The organism is Pseudarthrobacter sp. S6, from assembly GCF_050156575.1.
In the GTDB taxonomy this organism is placed as follows: domain Bacteria; phylum Actinomycetota; class Actinomycetes; order Actinomycetales; family Micrococcaceae; genus Arthrobacter.
The window spans coordinates 872,809-890,165 of the sequence record NZ_CP189581.1 but is presented as its reverse complement, the minus strand read 5'-3'; the positions used below and the strand labels follow the sequence as shown (position 1 = coordinate 890,165).

Genomic DNA, 17,357 nt, shown 5'->3' with positions numbered 1-17,357 from the left:
CCGGGGTTCCTCGTTGGCCCGTGATCTCCTATCGGCTGTAAGCGTTTCCAGCAAGTGTCGAACATCCGAAACATACTGATGAGTAGACCTGCAGACCTTGACCTGGAAACGTTTACAGTTTCCCGCCGGTTAGGGTCTAGGCTGTCCTCCATGTCTGTAGATACAGCGTTTGCCGCCACCGCCCCACTGATGGGCCGGCTGTCCCTTATCCACGATTCCGACAATGCCCCCGGTTGGTGGCGCTCCGCCGTCATCTACCAGGTGTACCCGCGGTCATTCCGCGACCTCAACGGCGATGGAATCGGCGATCTCGCCGGGATTACTGTGGAACTTCCGCAGCTGGCCGAGCTCGACGTGGACGCCGTGTGGCTGTCACCTTTCTACAAATCGCCGCAGCGCGATGCCGGCTACGATGTCAGCGACTATTGCGACGTGGATCCGATTTTCGGCACCCTGGGCGACTTTGACGTCATGATTGCCGAGGCCAACCGCTTGGGTCTTCGGGTCATCGTGGACCTGGTTCCCAACCACTGCTCGGACCAGCACGTGGCTTTCCAGGCAGCCCTAGCCTCCAGTGCAGGGACCCCGGAACGCGACATGTTCATCTTCCGGGACGGAGGGGGGCCCGAAGGCCACGAACCGCCCAATAACTGGCAGTCCCACTTCGGCGGCCCCGCCTGGACCCGGGTAACCGGTCCTGACGGCCGGCCGGACCAGTGGTACCTGCACCTGTTCGATTCCTCCCAGCCTGACTTCAACTGGGACAATCCGGCCGTGCACGCCGAATTTGAGCGGGTGCTCCGTTTCTGGCTGGACCGCGGCGTCTCCGGCTTCCGGGTGGACGTCGCCCACGCCTTGGTCAAAGCCCCGGGGCTGCCCGCCTGGGGCGGCCGGGCCGACGGCGGAAGCTCGGACGGCTTCCCCGGCCATGAGGCTCCGATGTTCGGCCAGCCGGCCCTTCATGACATCTTCCGGGCATGGCGCCTCATCCTGGACGGCTACGGCCCGGACCGCATACTGTGCGCGGAAGCCAACGTGGATCCGCTTCCGCGCCTCGCCGAATGGGTCCGGTCCGATGAAATGCACCAGGCCTTCAACTTTCCTTACCTGCACGCCGGACTGGATGTTTACCGGCTGCGCAGTGTTATCACGGACTCACTGACCGCCCTGGACGCCGTGGGAGCCCCCAGTACATGGGTGCTATCCAACCACGATGTGGTCCGCCATTCCAGCCGCTTTGGCTACAACGGATCCGGTCCGCGTGATGGTGACGGTATTGGTCCGGCGGATCCTCAGCCGGATACAACCCTGGGCCGCCGTCGAGCAGCCGCCGCCTCATTGTTTATGCTGGGACTGCCCGGCGCCGCCTATCTCTATCAGGGTGAGGAGCTCGGGCTCCCGGACGGCATCGATATTCCGGAGCACCTGCGGCAGGATCCCACGTTTGCCCGCACCGGAGGCGCCCGGCTGGGCCGCGACGGCTGCCGGGTTCCCCTCCCGTGGCGAACTGCAGAACGGCACCTGGGCTTTGGCTCCGGCGAGGATCCTTGGCTTCCCTTGCCGGCGAGCTTCGCGGAACTGGCACGGGACGCGCAAGCCGCATCGCCGGCGTCGCACCTTTCCCTTTACAGGAACATGCTGGCCCTGCGCCGTGAGCTGGGTTTGGGCAGGGGATCACTGGCATGGGCCGAGGACTGGTGCAGCGGCTCGTCCCTGGCATACCTCAACGGCGATACGCTGGTGCTCATGAACCTCAACCACGAACCCTTGGAAATGCCGGCCGGCAGCGTCCTCGTCCGCAGCTCTGACTCTGGCTCCGAGCCGGGTGCAGCGCGCTTCCTGGCTTCCGGCGAGACCGCATGGCTGCGGATTGGCGGGGGCGACGCAGCATAGTGGGACTTGCGGGCATCAAGGATGTTGCCGACCGCGCCGGGCTGTCAATCGCTACAGTGTCTCGGGCACTGAGCGGCAAAGCCAATGTGTCCGCCAAGAGCCGGCAGCTGGCAAAGGCAGCGGCGGACGAACTGGGCTTCGTCCCGTCATACCATGCGTCCAGCCTAGCTTCAGGGCGTAACCACAACGTGGGGCTGGTGGTCCCGTCCATCCACCGCTGGTACTTTTCGTCGGTGCTGGAAGGCGTGTCCGGCACTTTGCTCGATGCCGGCTATGACCTCACCCTGTACAACATGGGTGACCGGCCGGAACGCCGCCGCAGCGTCCTCAGCGACTTCCTGCTCCGGAAGCGGCTAGACGCAGTCATCACGGTAGCGCTCGTCCTCAGCGACGCCGAAATCAAGCAGCTGCTGGCATTCCGCCGTCCAATTGTAGGCATCGGCGGCGCCCTGGCCGGCGCCTCCACCATCAGGATTGACGACGCCCGCCTTGCCCGGACCGCCACCGAACACCTCCTCGGGCTGGGCCACACCCGAATCGCACACATCACCGGCAGTGCCGAACTGAACCAGGACTTCAAACTGCCAGGGATACGACGGGACGGCTTCGAGACAGCAATGCAAGCCGCGGGGCATGCTGTCCGCCCCGAGTGGGTAGTGTCCGCGGACTTCACCATCCAGGGCGCCTACGCGAGTGCCCGAAAGCTCCTGGCTTCCGCGGCCGGGCGGCCCACTGCAATTTTTGCGGCATCCGATGAGATGGCCATCGGCGCCATCCTCGCCGCCCGCGACTTCGGCCTGCGTGTACCGGAGGAGCTCTCCGTGATCGGCATGGACGGGCATGAACTCGGTGAGGTCTTTGGGCTGACCACCATCAACCAGGATGCGCGCGGCCAGGGCGCCCTGGCGGCCCGTATGCTGCTGGAAACGCTCGACGCCGGCGCAAAGCAGCATGCCACGGGCGTACCACCGTCGCCGGCGGCGACTGACCTGGAGTATCCCACAGAGTTCCTGATCCGGAACAGCACGGCCGTACCACCGGCCTGATGCTGCATCGCAGATCTGTTCTGAGCTCGCTCTGTTCTGGGGCGACCGTCAGGCCTGTGACTCCCCGCCCATAAACCTTACGAAACGGTCCAACACCTTCGGCCAGCCTGCAGCATAGGACGCGCGCGTAGCGGCAGGAACCTCCGCACCTTCCCAGCCATTGTGGACCAGACGCAGCTCCGTCCCGGATTCCACCGCCCTGAACGCGACGCGCAGCTCTGTGGACCAAATAGCAGTAGTCCCCGGATGCCAGGACGCATGGAAGGAAAGCGGCGGCTGCCAGTCATCTATGGAGCCCCAGACCGCGCTCCTGCCGTCGTCAGCTGTTTCAACGATGAGGTTCTCTTCAAACTCGACGTAGGATCCTGCCCCGTACACACCATGTGAATCGAGTGGCCACCACAGGTGCGTGTGATCCGTGAAGCCGGCGAACGTCTGGGCCACCGGCCCCGGCACCGTGACCGTGCAGATGACGGCTTCCAGGCTCTCTGCGGTCTCAACAGAGACAGGTAGGGCATCATCCGCGTGGCTGAAAAGGTTATCCATGGACGTCCACTCTACGCGGATCCACCGGGTGGTTTTTGGGGGTTGGGTGGTTAACGTGGGAGAACCCCCCAACCTGGTGGTTGGGGGGTTCTCGACCTGTAATGATGTTCCGGCGGTGACCTACTCTCCCACACCCTCCCGGGTGCAGTACCATCGGCGCTGTGGGTCTTAGCTTCCGGGTTCGGAATGGGACCGGGCGTTTCCCCCACGCTATGACCGCCGTAACCCTTTTACCCGTCACACCCCGAGGGGGTGTGTGGGAAATCAGTGGTTACAACATGCTTTGCTGCAACTTTTGGTTGCAGGTGTGGTGTTGTTATTATGTTGTGTTTTTTGTTCCCTGCAACGAACCCGTGTCGGGTTTGTTGTTTGGGAACCACATAGTGGACGCAAGCAGTCTTGTTATCTTTTTACCACCCGTTGTTGCAAACCTCTTTTGAATAGGTTTACGGGGTGGTGTGTGGTGTAAGTTATCGGCCTATTAGTACCGGTCAGCTTCACGAGTCGTTAGTCCTCGCTTCCACATCCGGCCTATCAACCCAGTGGTCTGGCTGGGGGCCTCTCACACACAAGGTGTATGGAAATCTCATCTCGAAGCGAGCTTCCCGCTTAGATGCTTTCAGCGGTTATCCCATCCGAACGTAGCTAATCAGCGGTGCACTTGGCAGTACAACTGACACACCAGAGGTTCGTCCGTCCCGGTCCTCTCGTACTAAGGACAGCCCTTCTCAAATTTCCTGCGCGCGCAGCGGATAGGGACCGAACTGTCTCACGACGTTCTAAACCCAGCTCGCGTACCGCTTTAATGGGCGAACAGCCCAACCCTTGGGACCTACTCCAGCCCCAGGATGCGACGAGCCGACATCGAGGTGCCAAACCATGCCGTCGATATGGACTCTTGGGCAAGATCAGCCTGTTATCCCCGAGGTACCTTTTATCCGTTGAGCGACGGCCATTCCACAATGTACCGCCGGATCACTAGTCCCGACTTTCGTCCCTGCTCGAGATGTCTCTCTCACAGTCAAGCTCCCTTGTGCACTTACACTCGACACCTGATTGCCAACCAGGCTGAGGGAACCTTTGGGCGCCTCCGTTACTTTTTAGGAGGCAACCGCCCCAGTTAAACTACCCATCAGGCACTGTCCCTGACCCGGATTACGGGCCGAAGTTAGATGTCCAAAGTGACCAGAGTGGTATTTCAACGATGACTCCACCCGAACTGGCGTCCGGGCTTCAACGTCTCCCACCTATCCTACACAAGCCACTCCGAACACCAATACCAAACTATAGTAAAGGTCTCGGGGTCTTTCCGTCCTGCTGCGCGTAACGAGCATCTTTACTCGTACTGCAATTTCGCCGAGTTTATGGTTGAGACAGCGGGGAAGTCGTTACTCCATTCGTGCAGGTCGGAACTTACCCGACAAGGAATTTCGCTACCTTAGGATGGTTATAGTTACCACCGCCGTTTACTGGGGCTTGAATTCTCAGCTTCGCCGTGAGGCTAACCGGTCCTCTTAACCTTCCAGCACCGGGCAGGAGTCAGTCCGTATACATCGTCTTGCGACTTCGCACGGACCTGTGTTTTTAGTAAACAGTCGCTTCCCCCTGGTCTCTGCGGCCCCGATCCCCTCCCACCAGCATGTGGTGTTCAAGGTTGGGGCCCCCTTCTCCCGAAGTTACGGGGGCATTTTGCCGAGTTCCTTAACCATAATTCTCTCGATCGCCTTAGTATTCTCTACCTGATCACCTGTGTCGGTTTGGGGTACGGGCGGCTAAAACCTCGCGTCGATGCTTTTCTCGGCAGCATAGGATCACCAAATCCCCCGTGAGGGGGTCCCATCAGATCTCAGGCATCATGAACAGCGGATTTGCCTACCGTTCGCCCTACATCCTTAGACCGGGACAACCATCGCCCGGCTTGGCTACCTTCCTGCGTCACACCTGTTAATACGCTTGCCTCCCAGGATCAGGTCCCGCGCTCCACCAAAACCCACATCACCCCAAAAGGGTGGGCGGGCAGGTATCGGGCGGTTAGTATCCCCTGTTCAACATGGACGGTTTTTCGCCGGTACGGGAATATCAACCCGTTGTCCATCGACTACGCCTGTCGGCCTCGCCTTAGGTCCCGACTTACCCAGGGCAGATTAGCTTGACCCTGGAACCCTTGATCATTCGGCGGACGGGTTTCTCACCCGTCTTTCGCTACTCATGCCTGCATTCTCACTCGTGTAGGCTCCACCGCTGGTTTACACCGCGACTTCACTGCCCACACGACGCTCCCCTACCACTCCAGACGCCTGAACCAACCCACAAGGGGCGGCTTAGCTAATATCTGAAATCCACAACTTCGGCGGTGTACTTGAGCCCCGCTACATTGTCGGCGCGGAATCACTTGACCAGTGAGCTATTACGCACTCTTTTAAGGATGGCTGCTTCTAAGCCAACCTCCTGGTTGTCTTCGCAACTCCACATCCTTTCCCACTTAGCACACGCTTAGGGGCCTTAGTTGGTGGTCTGGGCTGTTTCCCTCTCGACTATGAAGCTTATCCCCCACAGTCTCACTGCTGCGCTCTCACTTACCGGCATTCGGAGTTTGGCTGACGTCAGTAACCTTGTAGGGCCCATTAGCCATCCAGTAGCTCTACCTCCAGCAAGAAACACGCAACGCTGCACCTAAATGCATTTCGGGGAGAACCAGCTATCACGAAGTTTGATTGGCCTTTCACCCCTACCCACAGCTCATCCCCTCCATTTTCAACTGAAGTGGGTTCGGTCCTCCACGACGTCTTACCGTCGCTTCAACCTGGCCATGGGTAGATCACTTCGCTTCGGGTCTAGATCACGCCACTGCAACGCCCTATTCAGACTCGCTTTCGCTACGGCTTCCCCACACGGGTTAACCTCGCGACGTAACACTAACTCGCAGGCTCATTCTTCAAAAGGCACGCCGTCACACCCATACAGACAAGCTGCAGATGCTCCGACGGATTGTAAGCACACGGTTTCAGGTACTGTTTCACTCCCCTCCCGGGGTACTTTTCACCTTTCCCTCACGGTACTGGTCCGCTATCGGTCATTAGGGAGTATTTAGGCTTATCAGGTGGTCCTGACAGATTCACACGGGATTTCTCGGGCCCCGTGCTACTTGGGATACTCTCCAGGCGGCACAAAACATTTCGGTTACGGGGCTCACACCCTCTCTGGCCGGCCTTTCAAGACCGTTCACCTATGCCTGCACATCACACCTCACCAGTCCGGCAGAACTGATACGGAAAGTCCCACAACCCCGCCCATGCAACGCCCGCCGGCTATCACACATGGAACGGTTTAGCCTGATCCGCGTTCGCTCGCCACTACTAACGGAATCACTATTGTTTTCTCTTCCTGCGGGTACTGAGATGTTTCACTTCCCCGCGTTCCCTCCACACACCCTATGTGTTCAGATGCGGGTCACCAGGCAGATCGCTCCCCTGGCGGGGTTTCCCCATTCGGAGACCCTGGGATCAAAGTCCGGTTATCGACTCCCCCAGGCTTATCGCAGATTCCTACGTCCTTCTTCGGCTCCTAATGCCAAGGCATCCACCGTGTGCTCTTAAAAAACTTGACCACAAAAGATCAAAACGCTAATTTTCGAGAGAACCACGAAAACCACCCGGACACCACCACCACAACCCCAAAAGGCCACAGCAACAGACGCCCGGACAGATCCAGGTTCATATATTCTTGGAAATTGCTTCTTATAAAAGATGCTCGCGTCCACTATGTAGTTCTCAAACAACAACCCCAAACCACACACCCCACACACAACCCCAAAAGGTCAACCGTGCGATCGATGCAGCCAGGAAACCAGAAACAAACAAACCCGACAAAACACACCACAACCCAAAAGGCCGCAGCACATCCCACCGGCCCTGTTGCCTCAGGACCCAACAGTGTGCCAAACACTAAACCACCCACCCCAACCCACACCGTTCCAGGACACCCTCAAGAGGACATCCGTACTAGGCAAGGAAAGAAACAAGCAGCCGCTATCCGTTGATATTCCACCCTTGAGCACCCGCCGCAGAACAATCGTCTGCGCAACGGGCATATACTCCTGACAACCCCACCACACGGACAGTACATCCGGCGCGGTGGCTGTAGGTGCTCCTTAGAAAGGAGGTGATCCAGCCGCACCTTCCGGTACGGCTACCTTGTTACGACTTAGTCCCAATCGCCAGTCCCACCTTCGACAGCTCCCTCCCACAAGGGGTTAGGCCACCGGCTTCGGGTGTTACCAACTTTCGTGACTTGACGGGCGGTGTGTACAAGGCCCGGGAACGTATTCACCGCAGCGTTGCTGATCTGCGATTACTAGCGACTCCGACTTCATGGGGTCGAGTTGCAGACCCCAATCCGAACTGAGACCGGCTTTTTGGGATTAGCTCCACCTCACAGTATCGCAACCCTTTGTACCGGCCATTGTAGCATGCGTGAAGCCCAAGACATAAGGGGCATGATGATTTGACGTCGTCCCCACCTTCCTCCGAGTTGACCCCGGCAGTCTCCTATGAGTCCCCGCCATAACGCGCTGGCAACATAGAACGAGGGTTGCGCTCGTTGCGGGACTTAACCCAACATCTCACGACACGAGCTGACGACAACCATGCACCACCTGTAAACCGACCGCAAGCGGGGCACCTGTTTCCAGGTATTACCGGTTCATGTCAAGCCTTGGTAAGGTTCTTCGCGTTGCATCGAATTAATCCGCATGCTCCGCCGCTTGTGCGGGCCCCCGTCAATTCCTTTGAGTTTTAGCCTTGCGGCCGTACTCCCCAGGCGGGGCACTTAATGCGTTAGCTACGGCGCGGAAAACGTGGAATGTCCCCCACACCTAGTGCCCAACGTTTACGGCATGGACTACCAGGGTATCTAATCCTGTTCGCTCCCCATGCTTTCGCTCCTCAGCGTCAGTTAACCCAGAGACCTGCCTTCGCCATCGGTGTTCCTCCTGATATCTGCGCATTTCACCGCTACACCAGGAATTCCAGTCTCCCCTACATCACTCTAGTCTGCCCGTACCCACCGCAGATCCGGAGTTGAGCCCCGGACTTTCACGGCAGACGCGACAAACCGCCTACGAGCTCTTTACGCCCAATAATTCCGGATAACGCTTGCGCCCTACGTATTACCGCGGCTGCTGGCACGTAGTTAGCCGGCGCTTCTTCTGCAGGTACCGTCACTTTCGCTTCTTCCCTACTGAAAGAGGTTTACAACCCGAAGGCCGTCATCCCTCACGCGGCGTCGCTGCATCAGGCTTTCGCCCATTGTGCAATATTCCCCACTGCTGCCTCCCGTAGGAGTCTGGGCCGTGTCTCAGTCCCAGTGTGGCCGGTCACCCTCTCAGGCCGGCTACCCGTCGTCGCCTTGGTGAGCCATTACCTCACCAACAAGCTGATAGGCCGCGAGTCCATCCAAAACCACAATAAAGCTTTCCACCCCCCACCATGCGATGAGGAGTCATATCCGGTATTAGACCCAGTTTCCCAGGCTTATCCCAGAGTTAAGGGCAGGTTACTCACGTGTTACTCACCCGTTCGCCACTAATCCCCCCACAAGTGAGGTTCATCGTTCGACTTGCATGTGTTAAGCACGCCGCCAGCGTTCATCCTGAGCCAGGATCAAACTCTCCGTTGAAGTAAAACAAAAACGAACACAACCAACACCCCCGGAAATAACGGAAGAAGAAAGCTGCAAAATTTGAAACCAGCTGTAAAAACCAAACCCAATCCACGGGGTGGACAGGCCTGGCCAAAACAACCAATCAATAAAACAATTGGTATCAACAAACTTGGCACACTATTGAGTTCTCAAACAACAGACACACCCGGCACCACCACAACCAATCAAACGGCCGTGGATCGCTCCGGAGCAACTTTTCAAACTTACCGGCTGCTCTCCAACTTGTCAAACCGGCGTCCGCGACTTCGTCAGCTTGAAGCTTTCGTGTCGGTTTTTTCGGTCTGACTCTGTGGAGCAGCGCGGAAATAAACTATACCACCACTTTGCCCTGATGACCAACCAGGCCCCGATGGTGTCCCTGCGGCACTACCCCGTGGGCAGCAAAAAGCCCGGAATCTCAAGGAATTCCGGGCCTTTCGCGCCGCGCTTAAGAGAGCGGGCTCACACGAATCGGTCAGCCCGCCGCCAAAGGAACGGGCTTGAAGTACGCGGCCCCCAGGGGCGGCAGCGTCACGGTAAGCGTTGCCGGCTGGCCATCGAGCCCTTCGTCCAGGGCAACCAGCTCAACGCTATTCAAAACACCCGAACCGCCATAGGCCGCGGCGTCGGTGTTCAGCACTTCGGTCCAGGCCCCGGCAGCGGGAACGCCGAGGGCATAGCCCACATGCGGACCGCCGGAGAAGTTGATGGCGCACACCAACGGATTGCCCTCCTTGTCCCAGCGGATAAACGTCAGGACATTGCGGTCGGCATCCCCACCGTTGATCCACTGGAAACCGCCCGGCTCATTGTCACGGGAGTAGAGGGCCGGCGTCGAGCTGTAGATCTCGTTGAGATCCTTGGTGAGGAGCTGCATTCCGCGGTGCGCCGGAATCTCTGCCAGGTACCAGTCCAGCCCATGCTGCTCGGACCATTCAGCCTCCTGGCCGAACTCGGTGCCCATAAAAATGAGCTGTTTGCCCGGGTGAGCCCACTGGTATGCAAAGAAGGCGCGCAGGTTAGCCAACTGCTGCCACCGGTCCCCCGGCATCTTTCGGAGCATGGAGCCCTTGCCATGCACTACTTCGTCGTGGCTGATGGGAAGCAGAAAGTTCTCGGTGAACGCGTAGACCATGGAGAACGTCACCGTGCCGTGGTGCCACTTCCGGTTGACGGGGTCCTCGGAGGCGTACTTGAGCGAGTCGTGCATCCAGCCCATGTTCCACTTGAGCCCGAAGCCCAGGCCACCTTGGCTTGTCGGGGCGGTGACGCCGGGGAAAGCTGTGGACTCTTCAGCGATCATCACCGCGCCGGGGTGCGTCTTGTACACAGTGGCGTTGACCTCCTGGAGGAACGAAATGGCCTCCAGGTTTTCGCGTCCGCCAAAGCGGTTGGGCGACCACTGCCCCTCTTCGCGTGAGTAGTCGAGGTACAGCATCGAGGCCACAGCATCCACCCGGAGTCCGTCGATATGGAACTCATCAAGCCAGTACAGCGCGTTGGACACCAGGAAATTCCGCACCTCGGTGCGGCCAAAGTCGAAAATCAGCGTTCCCCAGTCTGGGTGCTCGCCCAAGTTCGGGTCGGCGTGTTCGTACAGGGGTTCGCCGTCGAACTGGGCCAGCGCCCAGGCATCCTTGGGGAAGTGCGCCGGGACCCAGTCGAGCAGCACGCCGATTCCGGCCTGGTGCAGGGAGTCCACCAGGAACCGGAATTCATCCGGATGGCCAAAGCGCGAGGTCGGCGCAAAGTAGGACGTCACCTGGTAGCCCCAGGAGCCGCCGAAGGGATGCTCGGCCACGGGCATGAACTCAACGTGCGTGAAGCCCAGCCATTTGACGTAGTCCACCAACTCCTTGGCGAGCTCACGGTAGCCCAGGCCAAGGCGCCAGGATCCGAGGTGGACTTCGTAGGCGCTCATCGGCGAATTGTGCGGGTCACGCTGCGCGCGTGCCTCCATCCATTCTGCATCCTTGAACGCGTACGACTGCTCCACCACTCTGGAGGCTGTCAGCGGCGGGACCTCGGTACCGAAGGCCAGGGGATCGGCCTTTTCGACCCAGTAGCCGGCCTTGGTCTTGATCTCGAACTTGTAGCACGCCCCTGCTAAAACACCCGGCAGGAAGACTTCCCACACGCCGGAGGATCCCAGCGAGCGGAGTGAGTTCTGCCGGCCGTCCCAGGCGTTGAAGTCGCCCTTGACGCGGACTGCTTGCGCGTTCGGCGCCCACACGGCAAAAGAGACGCCGTCAACATCGCCCAGTGAGGACTTATAGTGCTGAACGTGCGCGCCCAGGACTTCCCAGAGCTTCTCGTGCCGGCCCTCGCCGATCAGGTGCAGGTCCACTTCACCCACTGTGGGCAGGTAGCGGTACGGCTCATCCACAGTTAGCGGCGCGGCACCAGGATAGGTGACCTCCAGCCGGTAGTCGGGCACGTGGCCGGCCTGCAGCGGCTCCAGGACCGCCACCCAAACGCCATTATCCTCGTGGGTCATGGGCACCGCACCCACGGCAGTCACCACGCTTACTGCCTCCGCGAGGTGCTTGACGGTCCGGACAGTCACATGGCCGTGGTCGTCCAGGTGGGCACCCAGCACCGAGTGCGGGGCGTGATGTTCGCCGTTCGCCACGCGGACCAAGGTTTCCGGGTCCACGTGTAGGGGCACACGGGGCCGGTCTGTAGGTGCTGAGCCTGTCATTTTGATACCTTCCGATGCTGCCCGGGCCTGATCGCCGGAGCCTTTAACGCTGAGGAGCCGCCTGGAGGCATTCGTTGGAATGGCCAGCCAGTCAGGTCTGTTCCGCAATTCATAAACGACTTCGTAAAGGGCCTTGTCCAGCCACAATGCCACAAAGAGCGGTGAAGTCCGGTCGATGGTGCCGGGTGTAACTGCGGCGTAGCCGGCAAGGAACGCGTCCGCGCAATCATCGACCCAAGACGCCGGAACACGGGCACCCTGATATTCGCGTTCAGCAGCGCCTGCCGCGTAGTCGAAGGAGCGCAGCATTCCGACTACGTCCCGGAGGGGAACATCGGGGAAGTTGCGTTCTGCGATGGGCCGGAGTGGCTCACCTTCAAAATCAAGGATGGCCCACCGGCCGGGCTGGCCGCCGTGACCGGGGACCTGCAGGATCTGGCCAAGGTGGAGATCGCCGTGGATCCGCTGCAGCGGCCCTGCCGGAACGCCGTCGAGCTCGCCAAGCAAAGCCCCCAAGGCGTCGTCGTAAGGCCCGACGGCGGCGCCGGCTTCCGTCCATGCCTGCCGGACCCGCTGGGCTACTCCGGGCGCAATGTGCTGACCCGGGGCCGGTTCAACCGCTGTGCCGAGCGCTTCCGCCAGCCGGAGGTGGACCGTGGCCGTGGCAGCGCCCAGGGCATGCGCCTCGGCGGTGAAATCGGCGCCGGTGCGCGCGGCATCCACGGCAAGGCGCCAGGCATCGCGGCCGCCGGCGAGGAATTCGTGGGCTACGGCAAGCTCGCCCTGCGATGGCGCCTGTGCCGGTAGCCCCGATGACGCCGGCGCCTGCCATTCCCCGCGGACCCACCCCAGGGTGGCCGGAACCTCGGAGGTGCCCTCGGCGGTCAGTGCCGCGCCAACCTCGACCTCAGGGTTAACCCCTTCAGAGAGGACGCGGAAGAATTTCACGATAGCCGCTGACTCGCCGTCGTCAACAATGACCGAGCTGTTGGACTGCTCGCCGGAGAGGACTTTGACCATTCCGTGGGCGGTGGGCAGCCGGTGCTCCGACCGGGTGCGGTGGCCTGTCGCCGAGCCTGTGCTCGAGCTTGCTTCAGACCGGATCAGCTCCAGCCAGGAGGACACGAAGGAAGGATCGTGCACGGCGTCGTAGATCCACGCCATGCCGGCCTCGGGAGCTTGGCCGACCAGTGCCCGCTCCGCTCCGGCAAGCGGACTTGCCCGGTAACTCAGCGGGACCTGGACCACCTCAGTCCGGAGTCCGCCGTCGGGCGTCCTTGAGGAAACAGCCAGCAGGAATATCTCGAGCCGGGCCTGCCCGGCGGCATCCTCAAGGCTCAGGCTGCCTGCCTGTTCCAGCGAAAATTCGGCTGTCTTCATTGGGAACCAGCGCTGGCGCGGAAGCCAATCGCGGAGGACGGCGCTCAGTGGGGCCGTGAGAGTGGGCTGGGCCATGTCAGTTCTCGATGGACAGGATAGGCAGTGCCTGCGTGTACGGGGAGGCCGGGTTGGACGTCGCAGAGCGGATCCGCAGCCAGAAGAAATCATGGCTTCCCAGGGTCAGCGTCAATGATCCGTCGTCGTCGATCCCGGGGAACGGTTGCCCCCCGAACACATCGCGCAGTCCGCGGCCGGCAAACTGCGGAATCCGCAGTTTTGCCGCGACGGGGTGCTGCGAAAGGTTGAAGGCGCACAGAATAGTTTCGCCGGGCAGCCCCGCAGTGTTGTCATCCGAAAGTTCCCGGAGGTATGCCACCACGGCGTCGTGGTCCGCTTCGACATGTTTGAACGCACCAAGCCCGAAGACCGGGTGGTTCTTGCGGACGCTGAGGATCTGCCGGGTCCAGCGGAGCAGCGAGCCGGAGTGGGCGGCCTCGGCTTCCACATTGGCCATGTTGTAGTTGTACACCAGTGACTGGATGACCGGCAGGTAGAGCTTGCCGGGATCAGCGTTGGAGAATCCAGCGTTCCGGTCCGGATTCCACTGCATGGGAGTGCGTACGGCGTCGCGGTCGTCGAGCCAGATGTTGTCCCCCATGCCGATCTCGTCCCCGTAGTACAGGAACGGGCTGCCAGGCAGCGACAGCAGCAGGGCATTGATCAGTTCGATCTCGGCCCGGGAATTATCCAGCAGCGGTGCAAGGCGCCGCCGGATCCCGATGTTGGCGCGCATCCGGGGGTCCGGCGCGTACCAGCCCAGCATCGCCGCGCGCTCGTCGGGAGTGACCATCTCCAGCGTCAGTTCATCGTGGTTGCGCAGGAAGGTTCCCCACTGCGCCCCTTCCGGGATCTCCGGAGTGTCATGCATGGTCTCGATGATCGGAGCGGCCTTCTGGTCGCGCAGGGCGTAGTAAAGGCGCGGCATGATGGGGAAGTGGAAGGCCATGTGGCACTCGGGCTCTTCTGCTGTTCCGAAGTACTCCACCACCTCGTTGGGCGGCTGGTTGGCCTCGGCGATGATGACGCGGCCCGGGTAGCCTTCATCCACCATGGCCCGCAGCTTGCGCAGGAAGTCATGGGTGGCCGGCAGGTTTTCGCAGTTGGTCCCCTCCTCCTCGAAGAGGTACGGGATGGCGTCCGCCCGGAAACCGTCGATCCCCTGGTCCAACCAGAAACGGACCACGTCAAAGAGCGCTTCGATCACCTTGGGGTTTTCAAAGTTCAGGTCAGGCTGGTGGCTGAAGAAGCGGTGCCAGAAGAACTGCCTGCGGATGGGGTCGAACGTCCAGTTGGACTCCTCCGTGTCCACGAAGATGATGCGGGCATCCTGGTACTTCTCGTCCGTATCGCTCCACACGTAAAAGTCGCCGAAGGGGCCGTCCGGGTCCTTGCGCGATTCCTGGAACCAGGGGTGCTGGTCCGAGGTGTGGTTCAGCGGCAGGTCAATGATGACCCGGACGCCGCGGGCATGGGACTCCGCCACCAGCCGCTTGAAGTCGCTGATGGTGCCGAATTCATCCAGGACGGAATTGTAGTCCGAGATGTCATAGCCGCCGTCACGCAGCGGCGACTGGAAGAATGGTGGAAGCCACAGGCAATCGATGCCGAGCCACTGCAGGTAGTCCAGCCGGTCGATCAGGCCGGTGAAGTCGCCCGAACCGTCGCCGTTCGCATCCGCGAAGGCCCGGACCAGCACTTCATAGAAGACGGCCTTACGATACCAGAGCGGATCGTGGGCCAGGCCCGGCGCATGTAGCTCAAATGTGCTCTTGGGGGTGAAATGCTGGCTGGAACTCTGCGGGTTAAAGCTCACTGATGAATTCTCCTCACGCTCAGGATGTGTGCGGGTTCAACGTGCGCATCCAGGCGGACGTAGTTGTATTCGCCCCATTCCCAGGATTCTCCGGAAATGAGGTCCTCCACCCAGAACCCGCCGTTGGGGGACAGGTCCTCGGGGTCAAGTTCAAGGGCAGCCAGGTCCAGGGAAATGGTGCTCTCCCTGGTGCCGTGCGGATCGACGTTGACCACCACAATGATGGTGTCCTTGGTGCCGTCCGGCAGGGTCTTGTGTTTGGAATACACCACCGTGGCGTCGTCGGTGCTTTGGTGGACCGTGAGGTTCTGCAGGTCCAACAGCGCCGGGTGGCTGTGCCTGATGGCGTTGAGCCTGGTCAGATACGGCGCCAGGGTCCGGCCTGAGGCTGCGGCAGCGTCCCAGTCACGGGCCTTGTATTCAAATTTCTCGTTGTCGATATACTCTTCCGCACCGGGGCGGGCAACATGCTCATAGAGCTCGTAGCCGGCGTAAACGCCCCACAGCGGGCTGGCGGTGGCGGCCAATGCGGCGCGGATCTTGAACGCCGCCGGACCGCCGAACTGCAGGTATTCCGTGAGGATGTCCGGCGTGTTGACAAAGAAGTTGGGCCGGAAATACGCCGGCGAGTCGTGGCTGACCTCCGCGAAATAGGTTTCCAATTCCTTCTTGGTGTTCCGCCACGTGAAGTAGGTGTATGACTGCTGGAAGCCCGCACGGCCCAGGGCGTGCATCATCGCAGGGCGCGTAAACGCTTCCGCGAGGAACACCACGCCGGGAGTCTTTTTGTTGACCTGGCCAATGAGCCATTCCCAGAACCACACCGGTTTGGTGTGCGGATTATCCACCCGGAAGATCTTCACGCCATGGCTGACCCACAGCAACACGACCCGCAGGATTTCCTTCGCAAGCCCTTCCGGATCATTGTCGAAATTGAGCGGGAAAATATCCTGGTATTTCTTGGGCGGGTTTTCCGCATACGCGATGCTCCCGTCAACCCGGGTGGTAAACCATTCCGGGTTGGATAGTACCCAGGGGTGGTCGGGCGCTGCCTGCAGCGCCAGATCAAGCGCGACTTCCAGGCCCAGTTCCTTAGCGCGGGCAACAAAGGCGTCAAAGTCCTCGAACGAGCCCAACTCCGGGTGGATGGCGTCGTGGCCACCCTCCTTGGCGCCGATCGCCCACGGCGAGCCGGGATCGTGCGGGCCGGCGATCAGGGTGTTGTTGGGGCCCTTGCGGTGCTGGATGCCGATGGGGTGGATGGGCGGCATGTAGAGCACGTCGAAGCCCATTTCCGCCACCGCGTCCAGCCGCTTCGCTGCAGTCCTGAAATTCCCGGACGTCCAGGCCCCCGTAGCGGAGTCCCTGACGGCGCCCTCGGACCGGGGAAAGAACTCGTACCAGGCACCGCGGCCTGCGAGATCGCGCTCCACCAGCAGCGGGAACTGTTCGGAAACGGTGACCAGCTCCCGGATCGGCTGGCGTTCCACTACGCCGGCGACGTCGGCGCCGAAGCCGGCTGCCAGACGTTCCTCATCGGTGAGGGCTCCGTTGGCCAGGATGGAAGACGCTATGCGCAGGGTGCGCCGGTCCGACGCATTACGGGAGGCGTCGGCCGCCGCTTCTGAGAGCAGCGCCGAACCTTCGGCGAGCATTAGCTCCACGTCGATGCCTGCCGCCACCTTGACCTCGGCGTTGTGGTGCCAGGTTCCGTAGCGGTCGTGCCACGCCTCAATGAGAAAGGTCCAGTTTCCAACGGCCGACGGCGTGAGGATGCCCTCCCAGCGGTCCGTACCAAGGCCGCGTTCCCCTTTGGGCGGTGCCAGCCTGACGCGCTGGCGTTCCTTCCCCCGGGGATCCAGGAGGACCGCGCTGACACCCAGCTGGTCATGACCCTCGCGGAACGCGGTGGCGCCCACCACAATTCCCTCCCCCGGCAAAGCCTTGGCAGGATACTTTCCACCCTCCACCGCAGGCTGCACGGCGGTGATCGGAAAACGGCCAAATCTAAGCCCGTCGGTAATTTTGCCTTTCGGCTTTTTCTTCAAGGCGGCAGGGGTTGCTGAGTTAGTCGTCACAGCCTCGACGTTAGCGAGAAATGGCCCAGAATGCTAAGTGTGCTCTGCTTTTTGCCCCCGCGATTCGACTTATCCGCCACGCCAACTGTCATTTACCTAAAAGAAAGCCAAAGCGGTTCCAGACGTTGATGTTGTCGGTT

At 60.7% G+C, this 17,357-nt stretch carries 7 protein-coding genes and 3 rRNA genes; 3 read left to right on the top strand and 7 right to left on the bottom strand.

Annotated elements, in window-relative coordinates:
• Positions 1-150: 150 nt before the first annotated feature.
• Together ACQCS0_RS04380 and ACQCS0_RS04375 are read left to right on the top strand one after the other, a co-directional pair.
• Entirely contained in the window at positions 151-1,893 is a 1,743-nt protein-coding gene (locus tag ACQCS0_RS04380) for a glycoside hydrolase family 13 protein (RefSeq protein WP_354155829.1), read from the top strand.
• Positions 1,860-2,939: a LacI family DNA-binding transcriptional regulator gene (locus ACQCS0_RS04375; RefSeq protein ID WP_426940040.1), complete on the top strand. Its 1,080-nt coding sequence runs from the start codon at positions 1,860-1,862 to the stop codon at positions 2,937-2,939. The genes ACQCS0_RS04380 and ACQCS0_RS04375 overlap by 34 nt, the downstream gene beginning before the upstream one ends.
• 48 nt (positions 2,940-2,987) lie before the next feature.
• Here the strand turns inward: ACQCS0_RS04375 and ACQCS0_RS04370 are convergent, their stop codons facing one another.
• The 4 genes from ACQCS0_RS04370 to ACQCS0_RS04355 all read right to left on the bottom strand — a co-directional run bounded on the left by ACQCS0_RS04370 (position 2,988) and on the right by ACQCS0_RS04355 (position 9,161).
• Entirely contained in the window at positions 2,988-3,485 is a 498-nt protein-coding gene (locus ACQCS0_RS04370) for an SRPBCC domain-containing protein (protein ID WP_354155831.1), read from the bottom strand.
• 107 nt (positions 3,486-3,592) lie between these two features.
• Positions 3,593-3,709: ribosomal RNA gene (gene rrf / locus ACQCS0_RS04365) — 5S ribosomal RNA — on the bottom strand.
• 236 nt (positions 3,710-3,945) lie between these two features.
• Positions 3,946-7,092, bottom strand: a 23S ribosomal RNA gene (locus ACQCS0_RS04360).
• A gap of 547 nt (positions 7,093-7,639) precedes the next feature.
• Positions 7,640-9,161, bottom strand: a 16S ribosomal RNA gene (locus tag ACQCS0_RS04355).
• Together the 16S, 23S and 5S rRNA genes form the textbook arrangement of a ribosomal RNA operon.
• 63 nt (positions 9,162-9,224) lie before the next feature.
• On the opposite strand from ACQCS0_RS04355, the gene ACQCS0_RS04350 reads away from it, so the two are divergent.
• Positions 9,225-9,491, top strand: coding sequence for a hypothetical protein (locus ACQCS0_RS04350; protein ID WP_426940039.1), 267 nt, complete (start codon positions 9,225-9,227; stop codon positions 9,489-9,491).
• Between the two features lie 169 nt (positions 9,492-9,660).
• Here the strand turns inward: ACQCS0_RS04350 and ACQCS0_RS04345 are convergent, their stop codons facing one another.
• The 3 genes from ACQCS0_RS04345 to ACQCS0_RS04335 are packed head-to-tail and all read right to left on the bottom strand — an operon-like array spanning position 9,661 to position 17,217.
• A complete protein-coding gene (locus tag ACQCS0_RS04345) occupies positions 9,661-13,341 on the bottom strand; it encodes a 1,4-alpha-glucan branching enzyme (RefSeq protein WP_426939199.1) in 3,681 nt (1,226 codons plus the stop codon).
• Between the two features lies 1 nt (position 13,342).
• Complete coding sequence (gene treS, locus ACQCS0_RS04340; protein WP_354154623.1) at positions 13,343-15,139, bottom strand: maltose alpha-D-glucosyltransferase; 1,797 nt, start codon at positions 15,137-15,139, stop codon at positions 13,343-13,345.
• On the bottom strand, positions 15,136-17,217 hold the full coding sequence (locus ACQCS0_RS04335) for an alpha-1,4-glucan--maltose-1-phosphate maltosyltransferase (protein WP_354154624.1): 2,082 nt from the start codon (positions 17,215-17,217) through the stop codon (positions 15,136-15,138). Before ACQCS0_RS04335 ends, treS begins: the two co-directional genes overlap by 4 nt.
• Between the last annotated feature and the right edge of the window lie 140 nt (positions 17,218-17,357).